This is a genomic window from Xanthomarina maritima, from assembly GCF_008084905.1.
GTDB lineage: Bacteria > Bacteroidota > Bacteroidia > Flavobacteriales > Flavobacteriaceae > Xanthomarina > Xanthomarina maritima.
Map to the genome: position 1 here is coordinate 1 of NZ_VSFC01000062.1, position 25776 is coordinate 25776.

21 protein-coding genes are annotated in these 25776 nt (G+C 32.7%); 5 read left to right on the top strand and 16 right to left on the bottom strand.

The window, feature by feature from the left end; genetic code table 11:
- Positions 1–431: 431 nt before the first annotated feature.
- The 9 genes from FVF61_RS12330 to FVF61_RS12370 are packed head-to-tail and all read right to left on the bottom strand — an operon-like array spanning position 432 to position 8569.
- Positions 432–926: a DUF6646 family protein gene (locus FVF61_RS12330; protein WP_148456862.1), complete on the bottom strand. Its 495-nt coding sequence runs from the start codon at positions 924–926 to the stop codon at positions 432–434.
- A 41-nt stretch (positions 927–967) separates the two neighbouring features.
- Positions 968–1837, bottom strand: a complete 870-nt coding sequence (locus FVF61_RS12335; protein WP_148457514.1) for a cupin-like domain-containing protein — start codon at positions 1835–1837, stop codon at positions 968–970.
- A gap of 39 nt (positions 1838–1876) precedes the next feature.
- On the bottom strand, positions 1877–2971 hold the full coding sequence (bioB, locus tag FVF61_RS12340; RefSeq protein ID WP_148456864.1) for a biotin synthase BioB: 1095 nt from the start codon (positions 2969–2971) through the stop codon (positions 1877–1879).
- Positions 2972–3003: 32 nt separating this feature from the next.
- Entirely contained in the window at positions 3004–3957 is a 954-nt protein-coding gene (locus tag FVF61_RS12345) for an alpha/beta fold hydrolase (RefSeq protein ID WP_148456866.1), read from the bottom strand.
- A gap of 28 nt (positions 3958–3985) precedes the next feature.
- Positions 3986–5134 (bottom strand): beta-ketoacyl synthase N-terminal-like domain-containing protein, encoded by a 1149-nt coding sequence (locus FVF61_RS12350; protein WP_148456868.1) that lies wholly within the window; start codon positions 5132–5134, stop codon positions 3986–3988.
- An 18-nt stretch (positions 5135–5152) separates the two neighbouring features.
- Positions 5153–6418: an adenosylmethionine--8-amino-7-oxononanoate transaminase gene (gene bioA / locus FVF61_RS12355; RefSeq protein WP_148456869.1), complete on the bottom strand. Its 1266-nt coding sequence runs from the start codon at positions 6416–6418 to the stop codon at positions 5153–5155.
- Positions 6415–7023, bottom strand: a complete 609-nt coding sequence (gene bioD / locus FVF61_RS12360) for a dethiobiotin synthase (protein ID WP_148456871.1) — start codon at positions 7021–7023, stop codon at positions 6415–6417. Before bioD ends, bioA begins: the two co-directional genes overlap by 4 nt.
- The gene (locus FVF61_RS12365) at positions 7020–7433 is read right to left on the bottom strand and encodes a putative signal transducing protein (RefSeq protein ID WP_148456873.1); all 414 of its coding nucleotides are present in this window, start codon (positions 7431–7433) and stop codon (positions 7020–7022) included. Before FVF61_RS12365 ends, bioD begins: the two co-directional genes overlap by 4 nt.
- Positions 7430–8569, bottom strand: a complete 1140-nt coding sequence (locus FVF61_RS12370; protein WP_148457516.1) for an aminotransferase class I/II-fold pyridoxal phosphate-dependent enzyme — start codon at positions 8567–8569, stop codon at positions 7430–7432. The genes FVF61_RS12365 and FVF61_RS12370 overlap by 4 nt, the downstream gene beginning before the upstream one ends.
- A 96-nt stretch (positions 8570–8665) precedes the next feature.
- Here FVF61_RS12370 and FVF61_RS12375 point away from each other — a divergent pair, with 96 nt between their 5' ends.
- Positions 8666–10456: a M61 family metallopeptidase gene (locus FVF61_RS12375; protein ID WP_148456875.1), complete on the top strand. Its 1791-nt coding sequence runs from the start codon at positions 8666–8668 to the stop codon at positions 10454–10456.
- A 31-nt stretch (positions 10457–10487) separates the two neighbouring features.
- Here FVF61_RS12375 and FVF61_RS12380 read toward each other — a convergent pair whose 3' ends face one another.
- Entirely contained in the window at positions 10488–11240 is a 753-nt protein-coding gene (locus tag FVF61_RS12380) for a DUF6090 family protein (RefSeq protein WP_148456881.1), read from the bottom strand.
- 87 nt (positions 11241–11327) lie between these two features.
- Positions 11328–12437: a DNA polymerase IV gene (gene dinB, locus FVF61_RS12385; protein WP_148457518.1), complete on the bottom strand. Its 1110-nt coding sequence runs from the start codon at positions 12435–12437 to the stop codon at positions 11328–11330.
- Between the two features lie 42 nt (positions 12438–12479).
- Between dinB and FVF61_RS12390 the strand changes: the two genes are divergently transcribed.
- The 3 genes from FVF61_RS12390 to FVF61_RS12400 are packed head-to-tail and all read left to right on the top strand — an operon-like array spanning position 12480 to position 14166.
- A complete protein-coding gene (locus FVF61_RS12390; protein WP_148456883.1) occupies positions 12480–13145 on the top strand; it encodes an NAD(P)H-binding protein in 666 nt (221 codons plus the stop codon).
- A gap of 24 nt (positions 13146–13169) precedes the next feature.
- Positions 13170–13637: a CYTH domain-containing protein gene (locus FVF61_RS12395; RefSeq protein ID WP_148456885.1), complete on the top strand. Its 468-nt coding sequence runs from the start codon at positions 13170–13172 to the stop codon at positions 13635–13637.
- Between the two features lies 1 nt (position 13638).
- On the top strand, positions 13639–14166 hold the full coding sequence (locus FVF61_RS12400) for a YciI family protein (RefSeq protein WP_148456887.1): 528 nt from the start codon (positions 13639–13641) through the stop codon (positions 14164–14166).
- A 90-nt stretch (positions 14167–14256) separates the two neighbouring features.
- Here FVF61_RS12400 and FVF61_RS12405 read toward each other — a convergent pair whose 3' ends face one another.
- From FVF61_RS12405 to FVF61_RS12425, 5 genes are all read right to left on the bottom strand, one after another.
- Positions 14257–19437, bottom strand: coding sequence for an MBG domain-containing protein (locus FVF61_RS12405; protein WP_148456889.1), 5181 nt, complete (start codon positions 19435–19437; stop codon positions 14257–14259).
- Positions 19438–19716: 279 nt separating this feature from the next.
- Positions 19717–20304: an HD domain-containing protein gene (locus FVF61_RS12410; protein ID WP_148456891.1), complete on the bottom strand. Its 588-nt coding sequence runs from the start codon at positions 20302–20304 to the stop codon at positions 19717–19719.
- Positions 20305–20437: 133 nt separating this feature from the next.
- Positions 20438–22378, bottom strand: coding sequence for an adenylate/guanylate cyclase domain-containing protein (locus FVF61_RS12415; protein WP_148456893.1), 1941 nt, complete (start codon positions 22376–22378; stop codon positions 20438–20440).
- Between the two features lie 298 nt (positions 22379–22676).
- Positions 22677–22988 carry an antibiotic biosynthesis monooxygenase family protein gene (locus tag FVF61_RS12420; protein WP_199757312.1) on the bottom strand — a complete coding sequence of 104 codons (312 nt, stop codon included), beginning with the start codon at positions 22986–22988 and terminating at the stop codon, positions 22677–22679.
- Positions 22981–24054 (bottom strand): isoaspartyl peptidase/L-asparaginase family protein, encoded by a 1074-nt coding sequence (locus FVF61_RS12425; protein WP_148456895.1) that lies wholly within the window; start codon positions 24052–24054, stop codon positions 22981–22983. Before FVF61_RS12425 ends, FVF61_RS12420 begins: the two co-directional genes overlap by 8 nt.
- Before the next feature lie 125 nt (positions 24055–24179).
- Here FVF61_RS12425 and amaB point away from each other — a divergent pair, with 125 nt between their 5' ends.
- Positions 24180–25733, top strand: a complete 1554-nt coding sequence (gene amaB, locus FVF61_RS12430) for an L-piperidine-6-carboxylate dehydrogenase (RefSeq protein WP_148456897.1) — start codon at positions 24180–24182, stop codon at positions 25731–25733.
- Positions 25734–25776: the final 43 nt, after the last annotated feature.

The following is a 25776-nucleotide window of genomic DNA, read 5'->3' on the forward strand; positions in this document are numbered from 1 at the left end:
GATTTATTTAATAACCTGTATAGTTATTTTAGGACGGGTCAGTGTCTTATCATAAAAATAGGTATAGCGTACCAACCCTATAGATACTCCATAGATACCCTATGGATACCCTATGGATACCCTATGGAAAATGTATATAAAATAAATTAATAAAAATTGGTTGTTTTTAGTGGTTTTGTTCGAGACTTGTTCGAGAAACCTTCGAGAAACCCCCCAAAAAAGACCTTTTTCTCGAACAAGTCTCGAAGGAATCTCGAAGAAAAGTACTTAGTTTTAAAAAAAAACATGTGACAAAAAAGCGAAAAAATGGTGATTTTTTTTATGATACAAAGCTTGGAAAAACCATTTCATTTAAGACAACGCTCTTATGCTAATAAAATAGTAAAGCCTTTCAAATATTTTGAAAGGCTTTTTATATTGTTGTAGTACTTTTAGTTTAAATTAAAAACAGCCCCAATATTCACCCCAAACTGATTATTTATTTCTTCAGCAGGCTTTAAGTCATCACTATTATATTTAGCAATTGGAAAAAAGGCTTCTGTAAAAATTCCAAATCCAGTTGAGAAGAAATATCTAGCTCCAACATGCCCTCCAAAATTCTTTAATCCAAAGCTTAAACCTGGATATAGATCAAAATTTTCATCAATATTTAAAACGCTACCAATATTAGCATTAAAACGAGCTCTAATATCAAAACGGTCTGTAAAATCTGCGTCAATGTCACCTGATACACCTAAAGCATAGATTGAAGAAGCTCCAATAGAGAAGTTTTCTCCTAAACCATAATCAAAACTCACAAACATGCCAGTTGCATGATCTTGTAAATTGGCTCCAATTTGCAATTTCTTATCTCCTTTTCCAGTAAATGCTTGTCCATTAACTAAATAAGCAGTAAAAAGACATGCAATCATCATTATTTTTTTCATAAATACAGATTTCTTTTTTTAAAATTTGTGCAAATATAATCTTAAGTATTTAAAATACTTCTATTCGTATTTAATATAGCTTTTTTATTTTTCCAATCTATCCATTTTTGTCCTTTAACTTTTCTCATAACATTGTCAAAATGCCTCATAACAAATACATTATAAATAGCTTTACTTAAATTAACAGGGTGCCTTGGAATAGCTCTTAAACTCATTGAAAAGCCAGTAGTTTTATACTTCATATAATGCCAATAGCCTTCAGGCATATATAAAATTTCTCCATGGTTCAATGTTGTTTTATAGCCTTTAGCATTCTTTAAAGCTGGCCATTTTTCAAAATCAGGATTTGAAAAATCAATATCTTCTCGAGTAATTAAAGAATGTGGAATTTTGTAGAGGTACTTAGTTTGTTTCTGGTCAAAAAGAATGATTTCTTTTTTACCTGCAAAATGACAATGGAAAATATTAGCTAGATCAATATCATAATGCATAAAAGTATGGCTGTCCTTTCCTCCAAAAAACAACATGGGTAGTTTTTTTAAGAGTTTCAAACCTAAATCTGGATATGAATAATCTTTTTGTAACTCAGGAATTTCTTTAAGAATATTCCATAAAAAAATACGGTATTTTGTAGAACCATTTTGAAGTAAATAGATATACTCCTTTAATGGCATTTTAGCATGAGCTGCATTAAATCCATCGTCGCAAGAAACTGGTCTATCATCATAAAGAGAGACTATTTTTTCTCCTGCAATGGCTTTAAAATACTCTAAATTCCATTTTGAAAAAGCAGGCCAATGTTCTATAAAATGCTCAATAACCACGGGTTTTTGTGGTTTATAATAGTGTTTATTAAAATCTTCTTTAGAGATTGTTTTAACACGTGGAATATCCTGGAGGTTCAATTTCAACATCTATTATTTAAGAGGTTAAAAATATACAAGCCTTACCTATTTTAAAGTTTTAGCTTTTTCTTTGGCAGCTTCGTTACGTTCAATTTTATGATCTGGTCTGGTCCATCTAGGCTTTTCACCTAACGATTGATATTCTGACTCTATAGCTTCAACAGTTTGTGGCTGCACTTTTTTAGTAAACGGTTTTTGTGGATTCATGCCTAAAAGTTCAAACATTTTCATGTCTTCATTGACATCAGGATTTGGTGTAGTAAGCAATTTATCGCCAGCAAAAATAGAATTAGCTCCAGCAAAAAAGCACATAGCCTGACCTTCACGACTCATTTGTGTTCTTCCAGCACTCAATCTTACTTGTGTTTCTGGCATGACAATTCTTGTGGTTGCAACCATACGAATCATGTCCCAGATTTCAACTGGTTTTTCATCTTCCAAAGGCGTTCCTTCAACAGCAACTAACGCATTTATTGGAGTAGATTCTGGCTGTGGATCTAAGGTTGATAAAGCTACTAACATTCCAGCTCGATCTGCTACATTTTCTCCCATTCCAATAATACCACCAGAACAAACAGTGACATTGGTTTTGCGAACATTACTAATGGTATCTAATCTATCTTGATACCCACGAGTTGAAATAACTTCTTTATAATATTCTTCTGATGAATCTAAATTATGATTGTAAGCATAAAGTCCTGCTTCGGCTAGACGCTTGGCTTGATTTTCAGTCACCATTCCCAACGTACAACACACTTCCATATCTAATTTATTGATAGTTCTAACCATTTCTAAAACTTGGTCGAATTCTTCACCGTCTTTTACATTTCTCCATGCTGCTCCCATACAAACTCTAGAACTTCCAGTTTGCTTTGCACGTAAAGCTTGAGCCTTTACTTGTTGCACAGTCATTAAATCGTTCCCTTCAACATTGGTGTGATAACGAGCTGCCTGAGGACAATACCCACAATCTTCTGAACAGCCTCCAGTTTTTATTGAAAGTAAGGTAGAAACCTGAACCACATTAGGATCATGATGCAAACGATGAATGGTTGCTGCTTCGTAAAGCAATTCCATCATAGGTTTATTATAAATCTCTAAAATCTGTTCTTTAGTCCAGTTGTGTCTTATTTCACTCATGTTTTTGATTTCAAGTAAGGTTCAAAAATAACTTATTTTATATTGAAAAAGGAGTCAAAAATGGCATAAAATTTTTCAGATTCTTCTAAATACGGATTGTGTCCACTTTGTTCAAACATTTCGAACTGAGCTTGAGGCATAAATATTTTGTATTGTACCGCAAACTCTGGAGTTGAAACGCCATCATAACGTCCAGCAATAATTAGTGTCTTGGCTTTTACATCTTTTAATTGTTGTCTGTAATCTTGATTTATCATACTTCCAGACACATCAAAATCACCATCGCGTCCAATAATTTCAACATATACATCACCTGCCCAACCTCTATATTTTTCTTTAGGCGCATTTTGCTTTAAACTCGTGTTATGGTAGTAGATATATTTTGTTGGGAAATTGCCATAAACCGTTTTCAAAGGTTCTTGGCTAGATACATATCCTAAAGCACGGAGTGAATCGACTTGTTTCCATTTTTCTGGGAAATGGGTTTTTGCATAATGATTATAACTATCGCAATTGGCTTGCCACATAGCGCCAGAATGAAACCCATTAATCAGCACCATTTTATCAACATTGTCAGAATATTTTATAGCATAAGCTTGTGCTGGTACAGTTCCGTAGGAATGACCAACAAGTGAAATTTTATTATAGCCTAGTAGCTGTCTAAGTTTTTCAATAAGTTCCACATCGCTTTCTACAGAATATTCTGAAACATTTTTGGCGTCATCACTTTTTCCTCTTCCTAAGAAGTCGAAAAAAACTACCGTATTTGATTTGTAATATTGACCAAAATTCCCTTGCATATAATCGTGTGAATTTCCTGGTCCACCAGGTAAAAAGAAAATAGGATCTCCTATTCCTAGAACCTCAACATTGATTTTATAACCATCAATCTCGTAAAATTTAGATTCGAACTTTTCGTAAATGTTTGGATCTACTTGCGAAAAACTTAAGATAGGCAAGCACAGAAGTAATAGTAGAAATCTCATATATGTGTGTTTTATAAAGTAAATATAACTATTTTGAAAGTAAGATAGAAACGGCATTCCCACCAAATCCAACTGCATTCACCAAGATATTTTTTAATTTTTTAGGAGTAGTCTGTTCCATAAAAGGCAAAGGAATAAACTCTTGATGTTGCAACATCAAAATCGCCATTTCAATATTAAGCATCCCACTTGTTCCTAAACTATGACCTAGTTTCCATTTATTTGTTGTTAATGCTGGATAAATCTCTCCAAAGACGCTTTTAATAGCATTCACTTCTGAAATATCACCTTTTATAGTTCCTGGAGTATGAGTAACAATAACATCTATTTCGTCTGGATTTAAATCTCCTAAAGCCATTTTCATGGAACGCTGGAAACAAATAGCATCAGTTGATAAAGAGGCATTGTGTTCTAAAATTTCAGTGGCATAACCAACACCAATTATTTTAGCTAAAGCATTTGGTTTTTCTCCTTGTTCTAAACAAGTCATAGAAGCTGCTTCAGCAAGGATCATAGTGTTTTGTTTTTTGTTTAGGTCTAGAGCTAAACAAGGGAAAGGTTCTTCGCTACGTTCTGAATGAGAATAGATTTTAAGTGCTTGCATTTGAGCAATGGTAAATGCTGTTAAAGGAGCTTCACTTCCTCCAACTAAAAACTTGTCACACATGCCAGAATTAATCCAAGCAACACCATTTAACAACCCATGTAAAGCTGTAGAACAAGTAATAGAATGTGAGATTTCCGGACCTTGAGTTTGTAAATCATGTGCTACCCAAGACGAAATATTTCCAAGTGTTGTAGTTGGCGAACTTAAGGGTTTTACTTTGTCTTTATTAATAAAAAACTCATGATGATTTTCAAAAAGAGCTGTTGCACCTCGAGACGAACCAATGTTAATTCCGAAATTGTCTGATGGATTCCAACCTGCTTGTTTTACAGCTTGTCTAGATGTATAAATAGCAAGTAAAACCGTATCATCTAAGGCTTTATATTTTGAATCTGATGCTCTAAGTTTTTTGATTTCCTTTTTTGCTTCTTGAGGAATTTCAGCAACTAGATTATCATACTTCGTAGAAAAATAATGCTGATTATTTTTATAAGCTTGCCAAATCTCTTCAGAAGACTTTCCAAGAGGAGAAAGACTTGATAAGCTAGTAATGGAAATAGGGTGAATCACAATTGTATTTTTGCAAATTTAAACTATTGAAAGAGCTTCTTCAATGGTTTGATAGACTTTTTCCAATTGTTTTTCTGTAATCACATAAGGTGCTTGAATGTAAATAGTATTCCCTAAGGGACGAAGAAAAACACCTTGATCCATAAAGAATTGAAACAGTTTGTCTCTTAAATTTCCATAGCGAGACATTTCCGTATTTAAATCCAAAGCGAAAATGATTCCTATTTGTCTAGTAGATTTTACTTTTGGATGATTCTTAATTCGCAAATTAAATACTTCGTGTGATGCTTTTATTCTTTGAATATTCTTTTGAATCTCTTCAGACTGTAATAGTTCAATGCCTGCCAAAGCTGCAGTGCAAGCTAAAGGATTGGCAGAATAGGTGTGTCCATGAAATAGGCCTTTTCCCATATCATCGCTATAAAAAGCGTCATAAATTTCTTGAGAACAAGTAGTGATTGCCATTGGCATTAAACCAGCTGTTAAAGCTTTACTTAAACACATGATATCTGGTTTGGTTTCCATATAATCTGAAGCGAAATATGTACCAGTTTTTCCAAAACCTGTCATAACCTCATCTGCTACAGTTACCATGTTATTTTCTTTACAAAATTTTAAAATAAGTTCTAACCCTTCAGCATTGTGCATTTTCATAGCAGCAGCTCCTTGAACCAATGGCTCGTAAACAAAACCTGCTACGTCATGCGTTTGCGTTATTTCTTTTAATGTTTTTAGAATGGATGCATGATTCTCTCCATTTGGAGTTGGAATACGCTTCACATCTAAAAAAAACTCTTCAAAAGGACCATTGTAAACAGATAATCCAGACACACTCATAGCTCCAAAAGTATCACCATGAAAACCATCTTCGAAGGCGATTAAAGTATTGCGTTTTTCACCTTGATTAAAATGATATTGCAAAGCCATCTTAATGCCTATCTCAACTGAAGTTGAACCATTGTCACTAAAAAATAATTTATTCTGATTTTCAGGTAGAATCTGAATTAAAGCTTCTGATAATTTGACTGCTGGTTCGTGTGTAAAACCTGTAAAAACTACTTGGTCTAGTTGCTGCATCTGTTTAAAAACACGACTGATAATATAATCATTACAATGTCCATACATGCAGGTATACCAAGAGGCAATGGCATCTATATATTCTTTTCCGTTCTCGTCTGTTATCACACAGCCTTTTGCCTTTGTAATGGCAATGGTTTCAGGATGCAATTTATGTTGCGTTAAAGGATGCCACAGATGTTTTTTATCTCTTTCTTTTAATGTCATAGCCTATCTTTAAACATTTCTGCATATTCCAAAATCACATTTTTATCGAAATATGGCTCTTCTTCTATACGTCCTATAATTGGAACATTAGTCATTTTCTTTATAATGTCTTCTGTTGTTTTATGTTCATTTCCACTATATATAATGGACACTTGAAAACCTTTTTCTTTCAACAAATTGACGGTTAAAAGCGTGTGATTGATACTTCCTAAATAATGTCTGGAAACCACAACAACATGATGTTCTGGTTTTATAATATCTAAAACCGTTTGCTTACTATTAATTGGAACCAACAAACCTCCAGCGCCTTCAATTACTAAATGGTTTTTAGTTTTTGGCTCTTTAATGTCTTTTACATTTATAGATACTTCATCAATATCTGCTGCTGCATGAGGACTCATTGGTGTTTTTAAAGCAAAACTGTTTGGGTGAAATTTTGACCTTTTATTGGATACCAGTTTTTCAACTTTTTTAGTATCACAATTTTCTAATTCTCCAGCTTGAATGGGTTTCCAGTAATCAGCTTGAAGGGCTTCAACCAAAATAGCTGAAGCTATTGTTTTTCCAACGTCTGTTGAGACTCCTGTTACAAAATAGGTTTTCATTTTAAATCGAATTCGGTTTGACAGGCTTCACATCGATACTTATGTCTGGTATAAAATGGAAGCGATGAAAATAAGACTCCAAAAATAAACCATATTAATGATTTAGCATCTTTAATGGTGGAAAAGAGTTCTATTTTTTCGCTATTGCAATTGGGACAGTTTATAGAATTTCCTTCGTCGTCTATAGAGTATTTTCTAATGGAATTTAAAATTTCTAAAGCATCCTCACTCTGTTCTGTTAAAACTTTTAGCTTCACACCTCCAATTGCATTGCTTACTAATGGATCTGTATCGATGGTTAAATTATCTGAAAGAAAAACTTCTATCCCTTCTGCTTCCAGACGACCTTTTATAATTTGAGCTTCAGAGGAATACTGAAATCTGGCAATTGTTTTAAAGATATGGTTCATATTTGGATTAAAGTAACTAATAAGTGTATGACTTCTTTTATGTCTTTTTCAGTATTAAAACTATGAATACAAAAGCGCAATCGTTCTTCTCCTTCAGGTACTGTTGGAGATAAAATAGGTTTGACATCAAATCCCTTTTTTAAAAATTGATTGGATATAGCTTTGACATTTTCATTTCCAATAATCAAACAACATTGAATAGCAGAATGGCTATCTATAAAATTTTTATGAAGTTTATTTTTAAAAACTTCTTTTTTAAATATATCAATGTTTTTTTGAAGTTTAGAGATTTCGTGAGTTTTAGGTAGCTCAATAAAAACAGATTTTAAAGTCATTAACGTATGTGGTGGAAGTGCAGTGGTATAAATAAACGATCGTGCAAAATTTATAAGGTACTGTGTAAGCTCTTGACTTCCTAAAATAGCTGCACCATGACTTCCGAAAGCTTTTCCAAAGGTAATGATTCTTGCAAAAATCTCTTTTTCTAAATTTAATTGTTGAATAAGGCCACAACCTTGTTCCCCAAAAACACCTATAGCATGAGCTTCATCTATAACTAGATGTGCTTTGAATTTTTTGCTTACCTGTGACATAGTGACTAAATCTGGTGAATTCCCATCCATAGAAAATACCGATTCTGAAACGATGTATATTTCAGATTCGCTATGTTGAATTCTTTTCAACATCGTATCTAGATGAGCCAAATCGTTATGTTTAAATTTATAGGCTTTAGCACGACTCATAGAAATACCATCTCTTATGGAAGCGTGTATATACTCATCATATAAAATAATGTCGCCACGTTGAGGTACTGAAGCAAAGAATCCTAAATTAGCATCGTAACCAGAGTTGAATATTAAAGCCGATTCGGAATAAAAAAATTCGCAAAGAGTGTCTTCAACCTCTTTATATAACTCGTAGTTTCCAGATAATAAACGTGAACCTGTTGCGCCATTTCTAGATAAATTATATGCCTCTAAATAGTGATGCGTCATGTCGAAAATTAGTTTAGACTTTGAAAAGCCTAAATAATCATTAGATGAAAAATCTATCAAATGGTGTTGCGTACCTAACTGACGTAACAAATTTTGCTCTTTACGTTTGTCAATTTTATCTTGGAGTTTTTTAGGAATCATCATGTCAAAGATACAAAAGACCTACAAGGATTTTAATCTTACAGGTCTAATTTCAGAAATAAAAACATTGTATATTTAAGCCTTAAATTCATTTTCATGCATAAGTTTCAATTATTCCTTTTAGTTTTCCTGTTTTCAATAATATTAAAAGCTCAAGTATCTTCAAGTTATACTATTTCATTTGAAAATGCTGTGCATCATGAAGCAAACATTCAGGCAACATTTTCCGATTTAAAATCAAATACTATAGAATTTAGAATGGCTCGTTCATCTCCTGGTCGTTATGCCATCCATGAATTTGCTAAAAACGTTTATAATGTTAAAGTAACTGATAGCAAAGGAAATATTTTAAAAACAACACGACCAAATCCTTATGCCTGGCAAGTTTCTGGTCACGATGGAACTATTCAAGTAAGTTATACCTTGTTTGCAAATCATGGAGATGGTACTTATGCTCAAGTAGATGAGACGCATGCACATTTAAACATGCCAGCTACGTTTATGTATGTTCCTGAATTATCTAATAAAGACATGGAAATTACTTTTAATGTTCGAGACCATTTAAATTGGAAAGTAGCCACACAATTAAAACATCTGGAAGGAAATACATATTATGCTGAAAATTTGCAATATTTTATGAATAGTCCAACAGAAATTGCCAATTATAGAACACGTTCATTTCAAGTTGATAATCAAACTGTTAAATTGGTACTTCATGACGATGTAGCTTCAGAGAAAGATTTAGATACTTATTTTAACCATATTAAAAAAGTAGTGCTTCAACAGAAAGCCATTTTTGGTGAATTACCAACTTACGATTATGGCGAATATACCTTTCTTGCTTGTTATATGCCAAATGCCAATGGAGATGGTATGGAACATAGAAATTCCACTTATGTGGTAAGTACCAGAAGTTTGGCAAATGGAGGCATCGATGGAAATATTGGAACCGTTTCCCATGAGTTTTTTCATTGTTGGAATGTGGAACGTATTCGTCCACTTGCTTTAGAACCTTTTAATTTTGAAGAAGCCAATATGAGTGGTGAATTGTGGTTTGCTGAAGGGTTTACAAGTTATTACGATGATTTAACGCTATGTCGTGCAGGCATTATTTCGCAACCAAATTATATAACTGGTTTAACAAGCACTTTTAATTATGTGTGGAATTCTCCTGGTCGTGATTATTTTAATCCGATAGAAATGAGTTATCAGGCTCCTTTTGTTGATGCTGCTAAATCTGTTGATGAAACCAATAGAGAAAACACTTTTATATCATACTATTCTTATGGAAGTATGTTAGGTTTGGCTTTGGATTTATCTTTAAGGGATAAAGGCTTAAATCTGGACGACTACATGAAACTGGTTTGGCAGACTTATGGGAAAACAAAAACGTACTATACTATTGAAAACTTAAACGAAACGCTAAATACATATGCTGGAAAAGACTTCGGAAACCACTTCTTTAACAACTATATATATAAAAGTGAGATGCCAGATTTCAAGCATTTATTTGAAACCGTTGGTGTTGTTTTGAGTACAGATCCTTCTAAAGTAGATTTTGGCGTTTCTGTAAGACATGGAAAATTAATTAGTAATCCATCAGTGAATTCATCAGCTTATAATGCTGGACTTCAAAAAGAAGATAAACTTATTAAAATTGGAACTACTGAAATAAAGGAAGATACCGATTTAAATACTTTACTTGATTCATATAAAGTAAACGATAAAGTACTAGTTGTTTTTGAACGATTTGGAGAAACCAAAACCACTTCTTTAACGCTTCAAGCTGATACATCTTATACCATTTCTTTAATGGAAGCAGATAAAACACCTTTAGTTAAAAATTTAAAAACTAATAGAGAAAACTGGTTGCAGACTAAAAAATAATTAGCTATCTTCTTGTATCAATAAGATTTTTTTAAGAATTAGCAATTTCTTTTTCAATTTGTAAAATTATTTTTTCTAATAACCGATTTAGCGTGTTTAATAACTCATTACCAGTGTTTAATGTTTCCAGTTTAAAGGTGGCAATGTTCCATAATTCCATACTTTTTATAAGATTTTCATAATTGGTTTTAGGGCCACCTTGTATCAAGCCATTTTTAAAATAATCGATAGCAATTTCGCTATAGTTTATATTTTTAACAAAATAAGGTTCTATAGTGTTAGTATATTGTGTTTGGTTATAATCTATTTGAATATTGAAAGAATCCCTAAGTTCTTTTAAATATTTAAAATACATTTTAAGTGAGTCATTTTTTATTTGAGATTGCAGATTCTGATTGATAAATTCATCTGTAACTGGATAAGAAAGTGTGACAGCCCAAAATGTAGCCGTATTGCCCAGAAGCTTTTTAAGAGTAGGTATAGAATCTAAGTTTTCACTGTCTAATATGTTTAAAATACGTTTACTGCTTTTTATTTCTGAAGTGACATTATCTTTATAATATTTTATATCTTCCTTTTGGTTTTTGAGTTCTCCTGAAATACGCACTAAATAATCGATTTTTTTATTTGTGGTGATTCTTTCAGAATTCCAGTTGTTAATACTTAAGGCAATTAAAATCCCGATAACCACAAGTATAATTTCACCTAATGCATATTTAAAATACTTTGTAGTTCTTCCTTCTGAAAGCAAATTTTGTCTAATTTTTCTAAAAAACTTTATCATTGTTTGGTTTTTAAATCTGCATTAATTTAAGGTTTGGCTATTTAGTAGATGTCGAAGTTCGCCTTTTTAATTTAAAAATTCAATTCCCTAAAAATCAAACTGTAATTGCACGCTTACCGTTTTAGTTTCTGGTTTATTTATTTTTTTGCTTTTAGATTCTGTATTCAAATTAGACATGGAGATTCCTAAAAGCCTCACAGAGTTGTTAAGTTTTTCTTGATACAACAGGTTTTTGGCTGTTTCAAGAATAATGTCTTTATCGTTTATAAAGTAAGGCAATGTTTTACTTCTTGTTTGAAGTGTGAAATCGCTATACTTAATTTTTAATGTAACTGTTTTTCCAGAGACTTTACTTTTTATTAATCGTTTTGAAACTTCTTTAGCTATATGGTCCAGTTTTTCGAGCATGAAGATTTCACTCGATAAATTTTCATGAAAGGTGCGCTCTGCTGCTAACGATTTTCTAGTTCTTTGTGGCTTGACTTCAGAGGTATGAATGCCACGAACAATGTAATAATAGAATCTACCAGATTTCCCAAAATGTGCATCTAAATATTCTAGTGTTTTAGATTTTAAATCTTTTCCTGTAAAGATTCCTAACTGATACATTTTTTCAGCAGTCACTTTACCTACTCCATAAAACTTTCGAATATCTAAAGATTCTAAAAAAGGAATCACTTCTTCAGGATTAACTGTTTTTTGTCCGTTGGGTTTGTTGTAATCGCTTGCCACTTTAGCTACAAACTTATTAATTGATATTCCTGCTGAAGCTGTTAAACCAACTTCATTAAAAATGCGCTCTCTAATTTCTTTGGCAATTAAACTAGCACTTGGATTTCCTTTTTTGTTTTCAGTAACATCTAAATAAGCTTCATCTAAAGAAAGTGGTTCAACTATATCTGTATAATCGTGAAAAATTTTCCGAATCTGTTTAGAAATTTCATGATATCTATCAAAACGTGGTTTTACAAAAATAAGATCTGGACAATTTCGTCTGGCTTGTGCACCACTTAAAGCAGATCTTACTCCAAATTTTCTAGCTTCGTAACTAGCAGCACTTACAACTCCTCGTGTACCTCCTCCACCTACTGCAATGGGTTTACCTTTTAATTCCGGATTATCCATTTGTTCTACAGACGCATAAAATGCATCCATATCCACATGAATAATTTTTCGAATTGGTAAATTGTCTGGCATCATGTAAATTTATAATATCTTTATCAAAAATGACATGTCAAAATGAGTAAAACAGCAATCATTTTAGGAGCTACTGGATTAACTGGAAGTTTATTATTAGAACAACTACTTTTAGATAGCAGATATAGTAAAATAACCCTCTTTTCAAGAACGTCATGTAATATAAAACATGTTAAAATTGAAGAACATCTAGTTGATTTATTAGATTTATTATCACAAAAAAATAAGTTTTTTGCTGATGAAGTTTTCTGTTGTATTGGAACCACAAAAGCTAAAACCCCAAACGAAGAACAGTACCTTCAAATAGATTTTGGGATTCCTGTAATGGCAGCACAACTTTGTAAGGAGAACAATATCCAGACGTTTATTGTGGTTTCAGCTTTAGGAGCAGATAAACATAGTGGTATTTTTTACAATCGAACAAAAGGAAGAATGGAAGAAGCTGTTTTGGTAGAACATATAAAAAACACGTACATTTTACAACCTTCCTTAATTGGTGGCGATCGCGAAGAGAAAAGATATGGAGAATCTATTGCAAAAGTTTTAATGAAACTTATTAATCCTTTTTTACTTGGTACGCTTTCAAAATACAAATCCATACATCCAATAACCATTGCAAAAAGTATGGTTGTTTTAGCAAATAGCTCTCATCCATCTGGAAGAGTTCCTTCTAACGAGATTAAAAATATAGTAACTAATAAAAAATGAAATACCCACTTTTTGGGCATTGTTATGATTGAAATAGAACGTAAATTTTTAGTAAAAAATGAAACTTTTAAAAATGAAGTCTTCAAAAAAACAACAATTAAACAAGGCTTTTTAAATTCGAATAAAAAAAGAACGGTTCGGGTGAGACTCACTGACGAGCAAGGTTTTATAACAGTTAAAGGAATTTCATCAAAAGATGGTTTATCTAGATTTGAATGGGAAAAAGAAATTTCTAAAAACGAAGCTGAAGCACTTTTTAATTTATGTGAAAAAGGCATGATTGAAAAAACCAGATATTTAATTAAAGTAGAAAATCATACCTTTGAAGTTGATGAGTTTTATGGAGAAAATGAAGGTTTAATCATTGCTGAAATTGAATTAAATCATGCCACAGAACTTTTCGCAAAACCTATTTGGTTAGGCGAAGAAGTTACAGGAAACATCAAATATTATAATTCACAATTAAGTAAACACCCTTTTAAAACTTGGTAATATGAAAAATCTAATTTTTACACTTTTTTGTTTCATTGCTTTTTCAGCATGTAAACAAGAGACTAATGAAGTTGCAAATAAAACTCTTGATAAAGAATCAGACACATTAGTTGAAAAAGTTGAACCTATTTCAACAGTAAAAACAGCAAAAGAAATTAAAGAAGAATTGACTGCAAAAGGCTTTCAAACTTTCGATTATATAAATGCTAAAACCCAAGACACTATTTTAATGCAACAATATTTTATGGCCTTTCTTAAAAGTGGTCCCATTCGTTCTCAAAACGAGGAAGAAGCAGCTTTGCTACAAGAAGCGCATTTAGCTCATTTAGGACGCATGTATGAAGAAGGATTTGCCGATTTAATAGGCCCTTTTGGAGATAATGGAGATATTCGTGGCATTACGGTTTACAATGTTCCTACTCAAAAAATGGCAGACAGTTTAGCCAATTTAGATCCAATGGTAAAAGCTGGAAGGTTAGAAATTGAAGTACATCCTTGGTGGTGTGCCAAAGGACAATCGTTACGTTAATTTAATATCTCTTAAATAGATAAAAGGCTCAGACTAAAAGCTTATTATCCTTTAGTCTGAGCCTCATTTTTATAAGCATTTAAGCTTAATTTATCTTTTCATTATTTTAAATGCAGATCTTTTCCCTTTATGCTGATAAATGAAAAATAATATTCCAGAACTAAAATCAGAGACATCAACTTGAATGTTTGATGATTCGTTTAATGAATAATCTTGTTCGAACAATATCCTTCCTGTTTGATCTAAAATCTGAAGGCTAGCTATCCCAGTTTTTTCAGCAATTTTAAGATTAACAAAATCACTAGTTGGATTTGGATACAATCTAATTTTCTCGTCATTTTGTTGGTTATTTAATTGAGTTTCTGTTATAGATTCAGTTGAAATTGAACGCAAAATCTCAGTACATGGATCAGCATTAGATCCATTTGCAGATTTAGAAGCACTGTTGCATCCCTGAGTGATAACTTCCCATTGTAATCTGCCACCATTTGTATAAATATCAAAAGTATGTGTGCCTGGTAAAAAGAGTTCAGGTGGAGATCCAATATATTGTGCATTCCCCTTTAATAGGTTATCAGGACCATTAGGAATATATATTGGCACATCTAACCTATTTGTATATTCAAAACGTAATAGACTTACTACATTTGGGTTATTAGGTAATGTTGCTGGACTTTGACAAATACCTGAAGCAGTAATACGATCATTACATCCAACTAAAGGATTAACATACAACAATCCGGGAGTTTGTGTTATTGTATAATTATCGTAACCCGATATACTGGTTAAATCTGCAATCACATCATATGTTCCACTTTCTAAATTACCTGTTTGTACGACACCGTTTTGATCTCTAACAATAAAATTAGTTACCGTTGGAGACATATCATTGCAGACAAGCCCATTTGCTATAATGTTAAAATTAGTAGGCACCATATTTCCTTCAGAAATATAGGAAGACTCTACTTCTATAAAAAGATCAATATCTTCTATTGTTAAATTACCAGGCAGATAGGTTATATCGTAATTATTATTTTCTAACTCTGGACTTACGGAAATATTCGTATCGTTAGTACATCCATCATTAGGAGTAAATATTAACTCTCCTAAAATTTCAGTCAATGATTCACCATAAGGTAATACCTCTTCACTTGCACTTATGCTAAAAGGTATATCTGTCTGGCCATATGTAATTGTTGCATCATCTACTGTAATGGTGAGTTCAAACGGATTGACTGTTAGTTCACCCGAATTAATAAAAGAAATGTTGTAATTTGGTGAACTATTAGTTGCAGAAGCTTGAAAAGGATATGGACTTCCAGAAACGTCACATTGGGTACAGTCCACACTGTAAATTATTCCATTTGGGAAAACATCTTCTAATGTGTCACTATATTGTAACCCATCAATTATTCCAGTAGGAGTAATTTGCTCATCTCCATAAGTTACTGTAGCATCTCCAGTAGTAACAGTTAGATTGGCTGGTAAAATCTCCAGAGATGTAGGTTGATACCTAATTTCAAAATTTGAATCTATAACACCACCTGGAATGATATATTGCGTACCTGCATCAATTCCTGTTATGACATTAATTGGCTTGATTTCGATAGGTGTTTCACTATTTGAATCTTCACCATTTAAAATAACAATGATGTTCTCGAAGGCATTCAAGATTGGAGTACTTTCACTGTTCACTAAAGGAACACCATTAACTAGAACCAACCCATTAACTAATGAAACGCCATTGACTAACGAAACGCCATTGACTAACGAAACGCCATTGACCAATGAAATGCCATTGACAAGTGGAACACCATTAACTAGAGCTATACCATTTACTAAGGATAGGCCATTAACTAATGCTATACCATTAGTAATATTAGAGTAATTACCATTGTCAATGGTATCTTCTGAAAATATATCAGCACCAAAGTTTACTAATTTTTCAACACCAGTTCCATTTACTAATGATAAGCCGTTTTGTTCAACGGTATCAGATTGATCCACTGTGCTCTGAGACACAAAAAAGGTTTTATTAACTAAGGAAAGTCCGTTAATGGTTGGCTCGTTATTTACTAACGAAATCCCATTCACTAAAGAAAGCCCATTGACCAAGGAAAGACCATTGACCAAGGAAAGCGCATTTACATGATTTGTTGCAAAAGTATTAGCGACGTCTACATCTACTTCTAAATCCGTTTCGTCTGTATTACCATATACATAATCAAAACTTATTTCTGGAAGAGCATCACCATACGTTATGTCTTCCAAAGTTTGTGGCTTAATAGTGACTTGCATTGGAGTTATATTAAGCACACCTTGTTCAATAATAAAATTATATAATTCAGATAAGCCAATGTCTACATTTTCTAAATTCAATTCTATAGCATAGATGCCTACATTAGAGTTTGAAACTGCAGCAGTAGTTATTGAAATGGATGGCAATAGGAGATCTATTTCTTCCTGTAAAAGAGAGGCTTCAGTGTCTCCTATACTTGTTGTAAAGGAAAAAAGAGGATTAGCTTCTCCATATCTTCTTGTTGCGTCATTAGGTTGTAAAATGACATCAGTAATAACTAGATCCTCAAAAGTTAAAACTTCTGAACTACCTCCATCAGTTCCATTTGTTAATGGCCCAGGTTCTGTATAAACATAAATAGGTGGATTTCCTATAAACTCTGGGATTGTAACTAACAACGTATTTTCATCAATAAATGTGGTTTCTAATGCCTCACCACGAAATATAACCACAGATGATTCATCAAAAGAGTTTCCTTCAAGGATAAGCTCAAAGGCTATATCACCAGGCGAGTAAGTTGATGTGTCAAGATTTTCTAGATTGAACCTAATAAGATTAGGTGATGGATTTGAAAATACTCCGATGGAGTTATCTGCTGATAAGAAACCATAACCTGTTTTATTATCAAATCCTGGTAAATCCATATCTATGGCATTATTAGTAAGCAAACTACGAACACTTAAACTTGGATCTGAATTTGAAACATCAACTTCAAATTTTGTTTTAGCCTCAATAATTAAGGCTGCTACACCAGCTGCATGTGGTGCTGATGCAGAAGTACCAAAGAAATTAGGTAAATTATTACCTTCAAAATCAGGAGCGCCTAAATTTACAGAAGTATCTCCTCCTGTTGGTGCCATTATATCTGGTTTGCTTCTTAAAAGTCCATTAGTTGTAGTTCCTCCTAGAGAAGATGATTGTTGAGCAGAAAGCACACCTCCATAACTTGGTGTATTATCATAACGGACTGCACCAACTGTAATTGCTCCATCTGCATTTGCATGACCAACAACAGTTGAGCTATTGGCGGCTGGAACAGCAACAAAATTACCATCGTCTCCTGCTCTGAAAACAACATATTTGAACATTGGTGCTGGTCCAGATCCAGATGCTCTTTCAATAACAATATTGGTAGTTGTTGGATTAATAACAGTAAAAGGCATTATTTCTACAGGGTCTGCACCCATATTATTCCTATTAAATCCATATTGAATACTGTTATTATCACCAGCAAGATAGATATCCATATCATTCATTGAACCTGTATTAGATCCAAAGGAATAAAAATCATCATCCCATTGAAGTACAACAATATATGAGCCAACATCTAAAGTAAGGTTTTGCAGAGAGTTGTTTCCTCCAAAATCATGTCGTAATGGGTTTGATGATGATGGAGTAAAAGTAGCTTGATAAGATCTTGATCCAAAATTACCAGCAGAAGTAAAATAGCTCACACCATTAGCTTCAGCTTCATTAATTGCATCAGCTACAATACCATCTCTAAAGAAAGGGGCTTTCATATAAGTAAGGTCGTCTACAATAACATCACAGTCCAATGCTACTAGTTCGGCAATTCCAGCTGCCATGTTTCCTTCAGAGATAAATCCAGTTCTAAAGAATAATTCTGCATCTGGAGCCACGTCATGTATAATCTGCATCATTGCTCGTCCTTCGTCACTTGCTAGACCAAAAGGATAGTCTTGTACAACAGTCACGGGATTTTCAGCTCCTGGAAGGTCTCCATTTGCAACATCTGTTTGAACAGCAGAACTTACACCTGTAATGACACCAGATTTTCTGTCGTAACTATCTGATATCACCCCAATTTTAATGCCTTCGCCACTTAAATTCCAACCTAATCTAGCAATATTGGACTTTTGAGCAGCATCACCTTGGCTTTCTATGAGTCCTGTATTTGGTATTGGAGGAGATACCTCATAAACTTGATTAATGATGTCTGATCTTGGATTAAGATCCTCTAAATTTGCTATAGGAAAAAACACAGTAATGACTCTTTCATCATCTAAAGGATCATAAACATCAGAAATATAATCACTTGTATTTATTCCAAAGGAGTCACTCAAGAATGTTGATACAGCGTTGAATTGATTATTATAAGCAACAATTTCAATCAGAACCTCATCATTCTCATTAATAATATATATAAATTGATTAGTTGGTTCATTAGGATCATAATTACTAAATAATGAAGTCAAAGCTGAACCAATAATTTCATTAACCTTCGAATTTGGTGGATAACCAGGTAGGATATCACAATTTATCAATATACATTCACACACTGCTGCTACTACCGCTTCAGTACTAGGAGATCCAGGAAGTCCGCTTCCACCCTGACTGTAAAAATAAATTACATTAGTATCCCAAGTACCAGAATTATTGATATTTCCATTTTCTGTCTTTATACTTCCAAGACCTGTTAAGGTACCACTATTTAAAAAATTGCCACTTGAAAGTCGAACACATGCGTTTGATAATACTAATTGAGTATCATTAACAATATTGCCATGTTTAACCATCTGTGCATTGGTTAGTTGGATGGTGCCTTGATTTTTTAGCACTCCAGGACCAATTTCAATTTCACCTTGATCTACCACTAATAACCCTCCAGAGTTTACATTGATGTTACTTGTAGTTGTAAATTTAGCATTATTGAGTACATGCAGTTCGGCATTGTTTTTCAACTTAATAGGATTACTAGAACTGTAAACAATATCATGATTGATTATAATTGTTGTATTACCAACTTCGTAGTTAGGATATGGATTATTGTTACAGGGTCCACCTGAACAATTCCATGCATTAGGGTCTTCCCAATTGTTGGACAAACCTGTTGTAGTATAATTTTGTCCAATTACTAAACTGGTAGTAAACAGATAAAATAAACTTAATAAAACAATGTTACTGATTCGTTTTGTGGTAAAGATATTACCACTTGCTTGTGTAGATTTCATATTACTCAACTTAAAATAACCACATAAGTTATACACCAACGATTATCGTTGGCTTTTATAAGTCATTTTAGAATTGGGTGAGTCGCTATGAATCCGCAATTAGGTGCGTTAAATTACTACTAATCTGTTGAATAAAAAAATATAAAATTTATAAATATTTGTTTTAACATTTAATTAACAAGTATAATGTTCCTTTTCTTACAAATATCTTTAACTAACTATAACTGTTAAAAAAAGATTTAACAGCTTTGTAAGCTTCACAAAGTAGTTTTTCGAAAATTATTTTGTCTTTAGTTCTTTTAGTTTTTTCAATTTTAATTTTCGTCGATTCCATTTCGCAAATAGCGTGTGATACTTGTGATTTTCAAGAAACTTAATTTGCAAATCTAACCACTCGCGTTCTGTTTTAATAACTCCAAAATAGAGAAACTCTTGATGCAGGTTTTCACTAAGCTTATCATAATCATTTCTTCCTAAATAGTCTAAATCGGCATCAGCTAAGATCTTATCATAAAAAGTTTTTGGTTGCTGTGGGATTTTTGTAGCTCTAATCATCCCAGATACAATGTCTATTTCTTCTTGAGTAAGAATAGGTCTGAGTTTTGGTTCTATTAACGTGATGCTACGTTCTTCATGATCAATAGGTGAAACTGTATAACCAAAATCATGGCAAATAGCAGCAATTCTAATCAGTTTAGCCATATCATCATCTATCTTATATAGCTTAATATAATTATTACACACATTGGCTACATCAATAATATGATTATAAGAATGATAGCTAAGATATGGAGCTAGTTTCCTTTTTAATTCATCTAGAATTTGGAAACAGATATCTGGATATGTCTTTTCGTTATCAAGAGTCATATTTCTGCGATTATAAGAATGAAATACTTTTAATTATCATGATTATTTATTTCGATCATCCCCAAAATCGATTTGAATTAATACTAAATTATAATAATTTATATTTAAAATACTTTTTTATTAAATTTTCTCACTATTTTTTTTCTTCAGCATAGTACATATTAAGGAATTGTTCGTTTTTTGCTTTAATTTTTCCTCTATAGGTAAAATCATATTTGTCCTTTAAATGTTGATAGGTGTTTTCGGAAACATTAATTTTTCCTGGTACCGAATTATTCTCCATGCGAGCTGCTATATTAACTGTACTTCCCCAAATATCGTACTGAAATTTTTTGATGCCAACTACTCCAGCTATTACAGGACCAGTGTTGATACCAATACGAACCTCAAATGGATATATTCCTTCTGGTGGATTATTTTTTGTATCCTTTACAAATTCTAATATTTCTAAAGCTGCTAAAAAAGCATTCTCTGCATGCGTTTTATTTTCAGTAGGAAGTCCTCCAGCACACATATATGCATCTCCAATGGTCTTGATTTTCTCTAAACTATGTTTTTCTGTAATAATATCGAATTTCTTGAAAAAATAATCCAAACTTTTAACAAGATCCTCAGCTGGAATTTCTTCTGCAACTAAAGAGAATTGCTTAAAATCTGTGAAAAGTACAGATACTTCTTTAAAATACTTAGCTTTAATAAATCCTTGTTCTTTTAATTCTTCTGCTGTTTCTTTAGGTAGAATGTTTAATAGAATACTTTCACTTTTATTACGTTCTTTTGCTAAAATTGCATTAGACTTCTGTATATATCTGTATCGAAAATAAGAACCTCCTACTAGTGCTAAAAGTAGGATTGCAAGAGCATAAAGCAATCTTTTTGAAGCAGTGCTACGTTCAATTTGAGTTTGCTTAAGCTCATTATCAACATTGAGAAGTTTTATTTCGCGATCTTTATTTTCTAGATCATATTGAAATCGCATTTTGCTTATAGATTCATCATATGTCGCATTCCTAATGGTATCACTTATGGCAGTAAAAAGTTGTTGATAGCCATAAGCATTTTTATAATCATTCATGCCAGAATAGGCTTTGGATAGTCCTTCGTAAGCGTCTTTTTTATCTCGATAAACTCCTGTTATCTCTGTTAATTTAAGGCCTTCCTTAAAATTATCGACAGCATCCAAGTACTCCTTTTGTTCATTAAGAAGTTCTCCCAAGCTAATAAGAGCTTTAGTTTTTTCTAATTTAGCATCATTGATGTCTGCTTCTTCAATAGCTTTTAATTGATATTCTTTTGCTAGCTCATACTGGTTTAAGTCTTTATAAGCCTCTCCTATATAATTATAAGTATGAGACACACTACTTCCTGCTTTTGAATACGCTTCTAAGGCATCATTAAGAAGTGGCAATGCTGCTTGAGGGTTGCCATTCATTAAGTATAATTCAGCCATATTAACAGCCACAAAACCAACACCTTCGTCATAACCAATATTGCTAAATATTATCTTAGATTTATTGTAGGATTCAATCGCTTCGTTGTGGGTTTTTTCTTCATTAGAATATACAGCTCCCATATTTAAATAAACCGTTCCCATTCTAAGAGAATCTTGAATCTTTTCTGCAATTTTAACAGATGTTATAAAATAATCTAAAGCTTTAGGATCATTTCCCTTAGTTTGATAAACAGCGCCAATATTGCTTAGCAAATTACTTACTCCTGCTTCATCGTTGAGTTCTTTAAAAATGGCTAAGGAGATTTCCCAATGATTGAGAACATCAACAAACTCTCCCTTGGAATAATATGCAAGTCCCAAGTTTTTATTAGCGTAAGCTAGCCCTTTCTTGAAATTAATTTCAGTAGCTAGATCTATTGCTTTGCTAGAATATACTATGGATGAGTCTGGTTGTGTTCTATAAAGTTGAAAAGAGATATCTAGTAACGTGTTGACTTTTGTACTATCATCAGCTTGTTCAGCAATAAGTTGCTTAAGATTTTCAATACTTTGGTCGCTTTGACCAAAAGAATTTAGCACAAAACAAATAAAAAAGATAAAATGAAGGGGATTTCGATTCATTAAAATTGGACATCAAAAAATTCTTGTGATAGTTAAAATTAGGAATTAAATTTTGATAAACCTATTTATTTATTTATTTTCAACAGATAATCAGTTACTTAATTAATGTTTTGGCTAGAATTTGTCTGCTATAAAACATACTTAAACTAATATTTGCAACACTTCTAAAGCCATACAATCTTTGATATTGACCTACTATTTGGCAACTAACTTTTTTAGTTAAATTAAATTAAAAACATAACATAGTTTTTTATAACAATAGCTACAGGTTTTTTAAAAAGAGATTAAAGTGTATTTGTTACTTTGATTTAAAATCATATTCTCGTTCTACTTTACAAATTCGTACATGATACCAATTGTACCATTGGGTTCTCCCATTCTGTTGTGCTAATAGATGTTCGGAATCTTGTTTCCAACTTTTTATAGCTTCAAGACTTTCCCAGTAACTTACAGTAATTCCTACGTTGTTTCTTGCAGATTCTATTCCTAAAAACCCTTTTTGTTGTTTGGCAAGAGTTTCCATTTTATTTGCCATATCTTCATAACCTGAAAGATCTTCATTTTGTGTAGAAGTGAAAATTACAGCGTAATAAGGCGTTAATCTAGTCATTATAAATACCTATTAATAATTCACCTTTATCATTCATTGTAGCTCGATACATGCCAGACGTATTAAACTCCATGACCATATTGCCATTTTTATCAACAGCAATAATACCTCCATCTCCACCAAGATCAGGTACTTTTTTCTGAATGACTTCCTTGGCTGCTGCTTCTAAACTCATGCCTTTATAATCCATTAATGCAGAAATATCATAAGCTACCATAGCGCGAATAAAAAACTCTCCCCAACCAGTGCTTGAAACTGCACAAGTATTATTATTCGCATAAGTTCCTGCTCCAATAATTGGAGCGTCTCCAACGCGTCCCCAGCGTTTGTTTGTCATTCCTCCTGTAGATGTTCCTGCTGCCAAATTACCATTCTTATCTAATGCAGCACAACCTACTGTTCCATATTTAGAATTCTTGATTGTTGAATCATAAAATGCTGTTTTGTTGTTGCCTTTCTTTTTTGCCTCATAGTCTTTAACGTGTTCTAAAGATTTCAACCTATCTACAGTATAAAAATATGTTGAATCTACAATCTCTAAACCTTGTTCTTGAGCAAATATATCTGCTCCATGTCCAGCTAACATAACATGTGGCGAGTTCTCCATGACTACTCTAGCTAAATTAATCGGATTTTTAACAGTTCGTGTACCAGCTGATGATCCTGCATTTAATGTTTTTCCATCCATAATAGAAGCATCTAATTCATTAGTTTCTGCATTGGTAAAGACAGCTCCTTTTCCAGCATTAAATAAAGGTGAGTCTTCTAATACATTTATTGTTTTTTCTACAGCATCCAAACTACTTCCTCCGCTTTTTAAAATTTCATATCCTACACGAATAGCTTCTTCAAGTTTTAATGTGTATGCCTCTTCAGCTTCTGCAGACATATTTTCCCTTAAAATAGTTCCAGCTCCGCCATGAATTACAATGGCAAATTCATTGGTTTTAATTTCAGAGCTATCAATAACAGTTTCTCTATTATTAGATAAAGCTTTTAGTTCTTCTTCATTTTTACAACTTGTAAAAATTACAAATAAACACAAAACATAAACAAAGTTTTTCATAATTAAGCATGATATAAATAAGAGCTTTAAAGTTACATTTTTACTAATTAGGTCTCAATAAAAAACCAACTAATTATTCCTATCTTTGCTATTAAATTTAATAATTCATAAAAAAATAAACAAATATGGAAGCTATTGCTACCGATTTCGGAATTGAAAAAGCCCTAAAACAATTAGGAGTAAAAGATATAAATGAAGGAACTTCTACTGGTTCGAACAACTTTTCTAGTGGAGACCTTATTGAAAGTTATTCTCCAGTAGATGGAAAGTTAATCGGAAAAGTAAAAACAACTACTAAAGAAGATTACGAAAAAGTCATGGAGGCTGCTACTTCTGCTTTTAAAACTTGGAGAAATATACCAGCTCCACAACGTGGTGAAATTGTACGACAGTTTGGAAATAAATTAAGAGATTTAAAAGAACCTCTAGGAAAATTAGTGTCTTATGAGATGGGTAAATCTCTCCAAGAAGGTTATGGTGAAGTTCAAGAAATGATTGACATTTGCGATTTTGCAGTGGGATTATCTCGTCAATTAAACGGACAAACCATTCCATCTGAACGTCCAGGACATGTTATGAGAGAACAATGGCATCCAATTGGAGTTGTTGGTATAATTTCAGCATTTAACTTTCCTGTTGCTGTTTGGGCTTGGAATACGGCTTTAGCATGGATTTGTGGTGATGTTTGTGTGTGGAAAGCTTCAGAAAAAGCACCTTTGTGCTCAATTGCATGTCAAAATATTATTGCTAGTATTTTAAAAGAAAATAACTTGCCAGAAGGAATTTCATGTATTATAAATGGGGATTACAAAGTGGGTGAAATGATGACAACAGACGCTCGAATTCCTTTAATTTCTGCTACAGGATCTACAAGAATGGGACGAATCGTTGGAACAACAGTAGCTAAACGTTTTGGGAAGTCTTTATTAGAATTAGGTGGAAACAATGCCATTATTATTACACCAACTGCCGATTTAAAAGTGGTTGTCCCAGGTGCTGTTTTTGGTGCTGTTGGAACATGTGGACAACGTTGTACATCTACACGTCGTTTAATTATTCACGAATCGGTTTACGATAAAGTAAGAGATGCCATTGTTGGTGCATATGGTCAATTAACTATTGGTAACCCTTTAGATGAAAGAAATCATATTGGTCCATTAATCGACAAAGATTCTGTAAACACCTATTTAACAGCTATTGAAAAAGCGAAAGCTGAAGGTGGAAACGTATTGGTTGAAGGTGGAGTTTTAGAAGGTGAAGGATATGAAAGTGGCTGCTATGTTAAGCCAGCAATTATTGAAGCTGAAAATCATTTTGAAATTGTTCAACACGAAACATTTGCGCCAATTTTATATTTAATGAAATATTCTGGAGAGGTTGAAAATGCCATTGACAAACAAAATGGTGTGGCTCAAGGATTATCTTCAGCTATTATGACTAATGAAATGAAAGAAGCAGAAAAATTCTTATCTTACGCTGGTTCAGATTGTGGAATTGCTAATGTGAATATTGGAACTTCTGGTGCTGAAATTGGTGGTGCTTTTGGTGGTGAAAAAGAAACTGGTGGTGGACGTGAGTCTGGTTCTGATGCTTGGAAAGTATACATGAGAAGACAAACAAATACTATTAATTATTCAGACGAATTACCTTTAGCACAAGGCATTAAATTTGATTTATAATAATAACCTTTTTAAATAATTTATAAAATCTGTTTCTATCCTG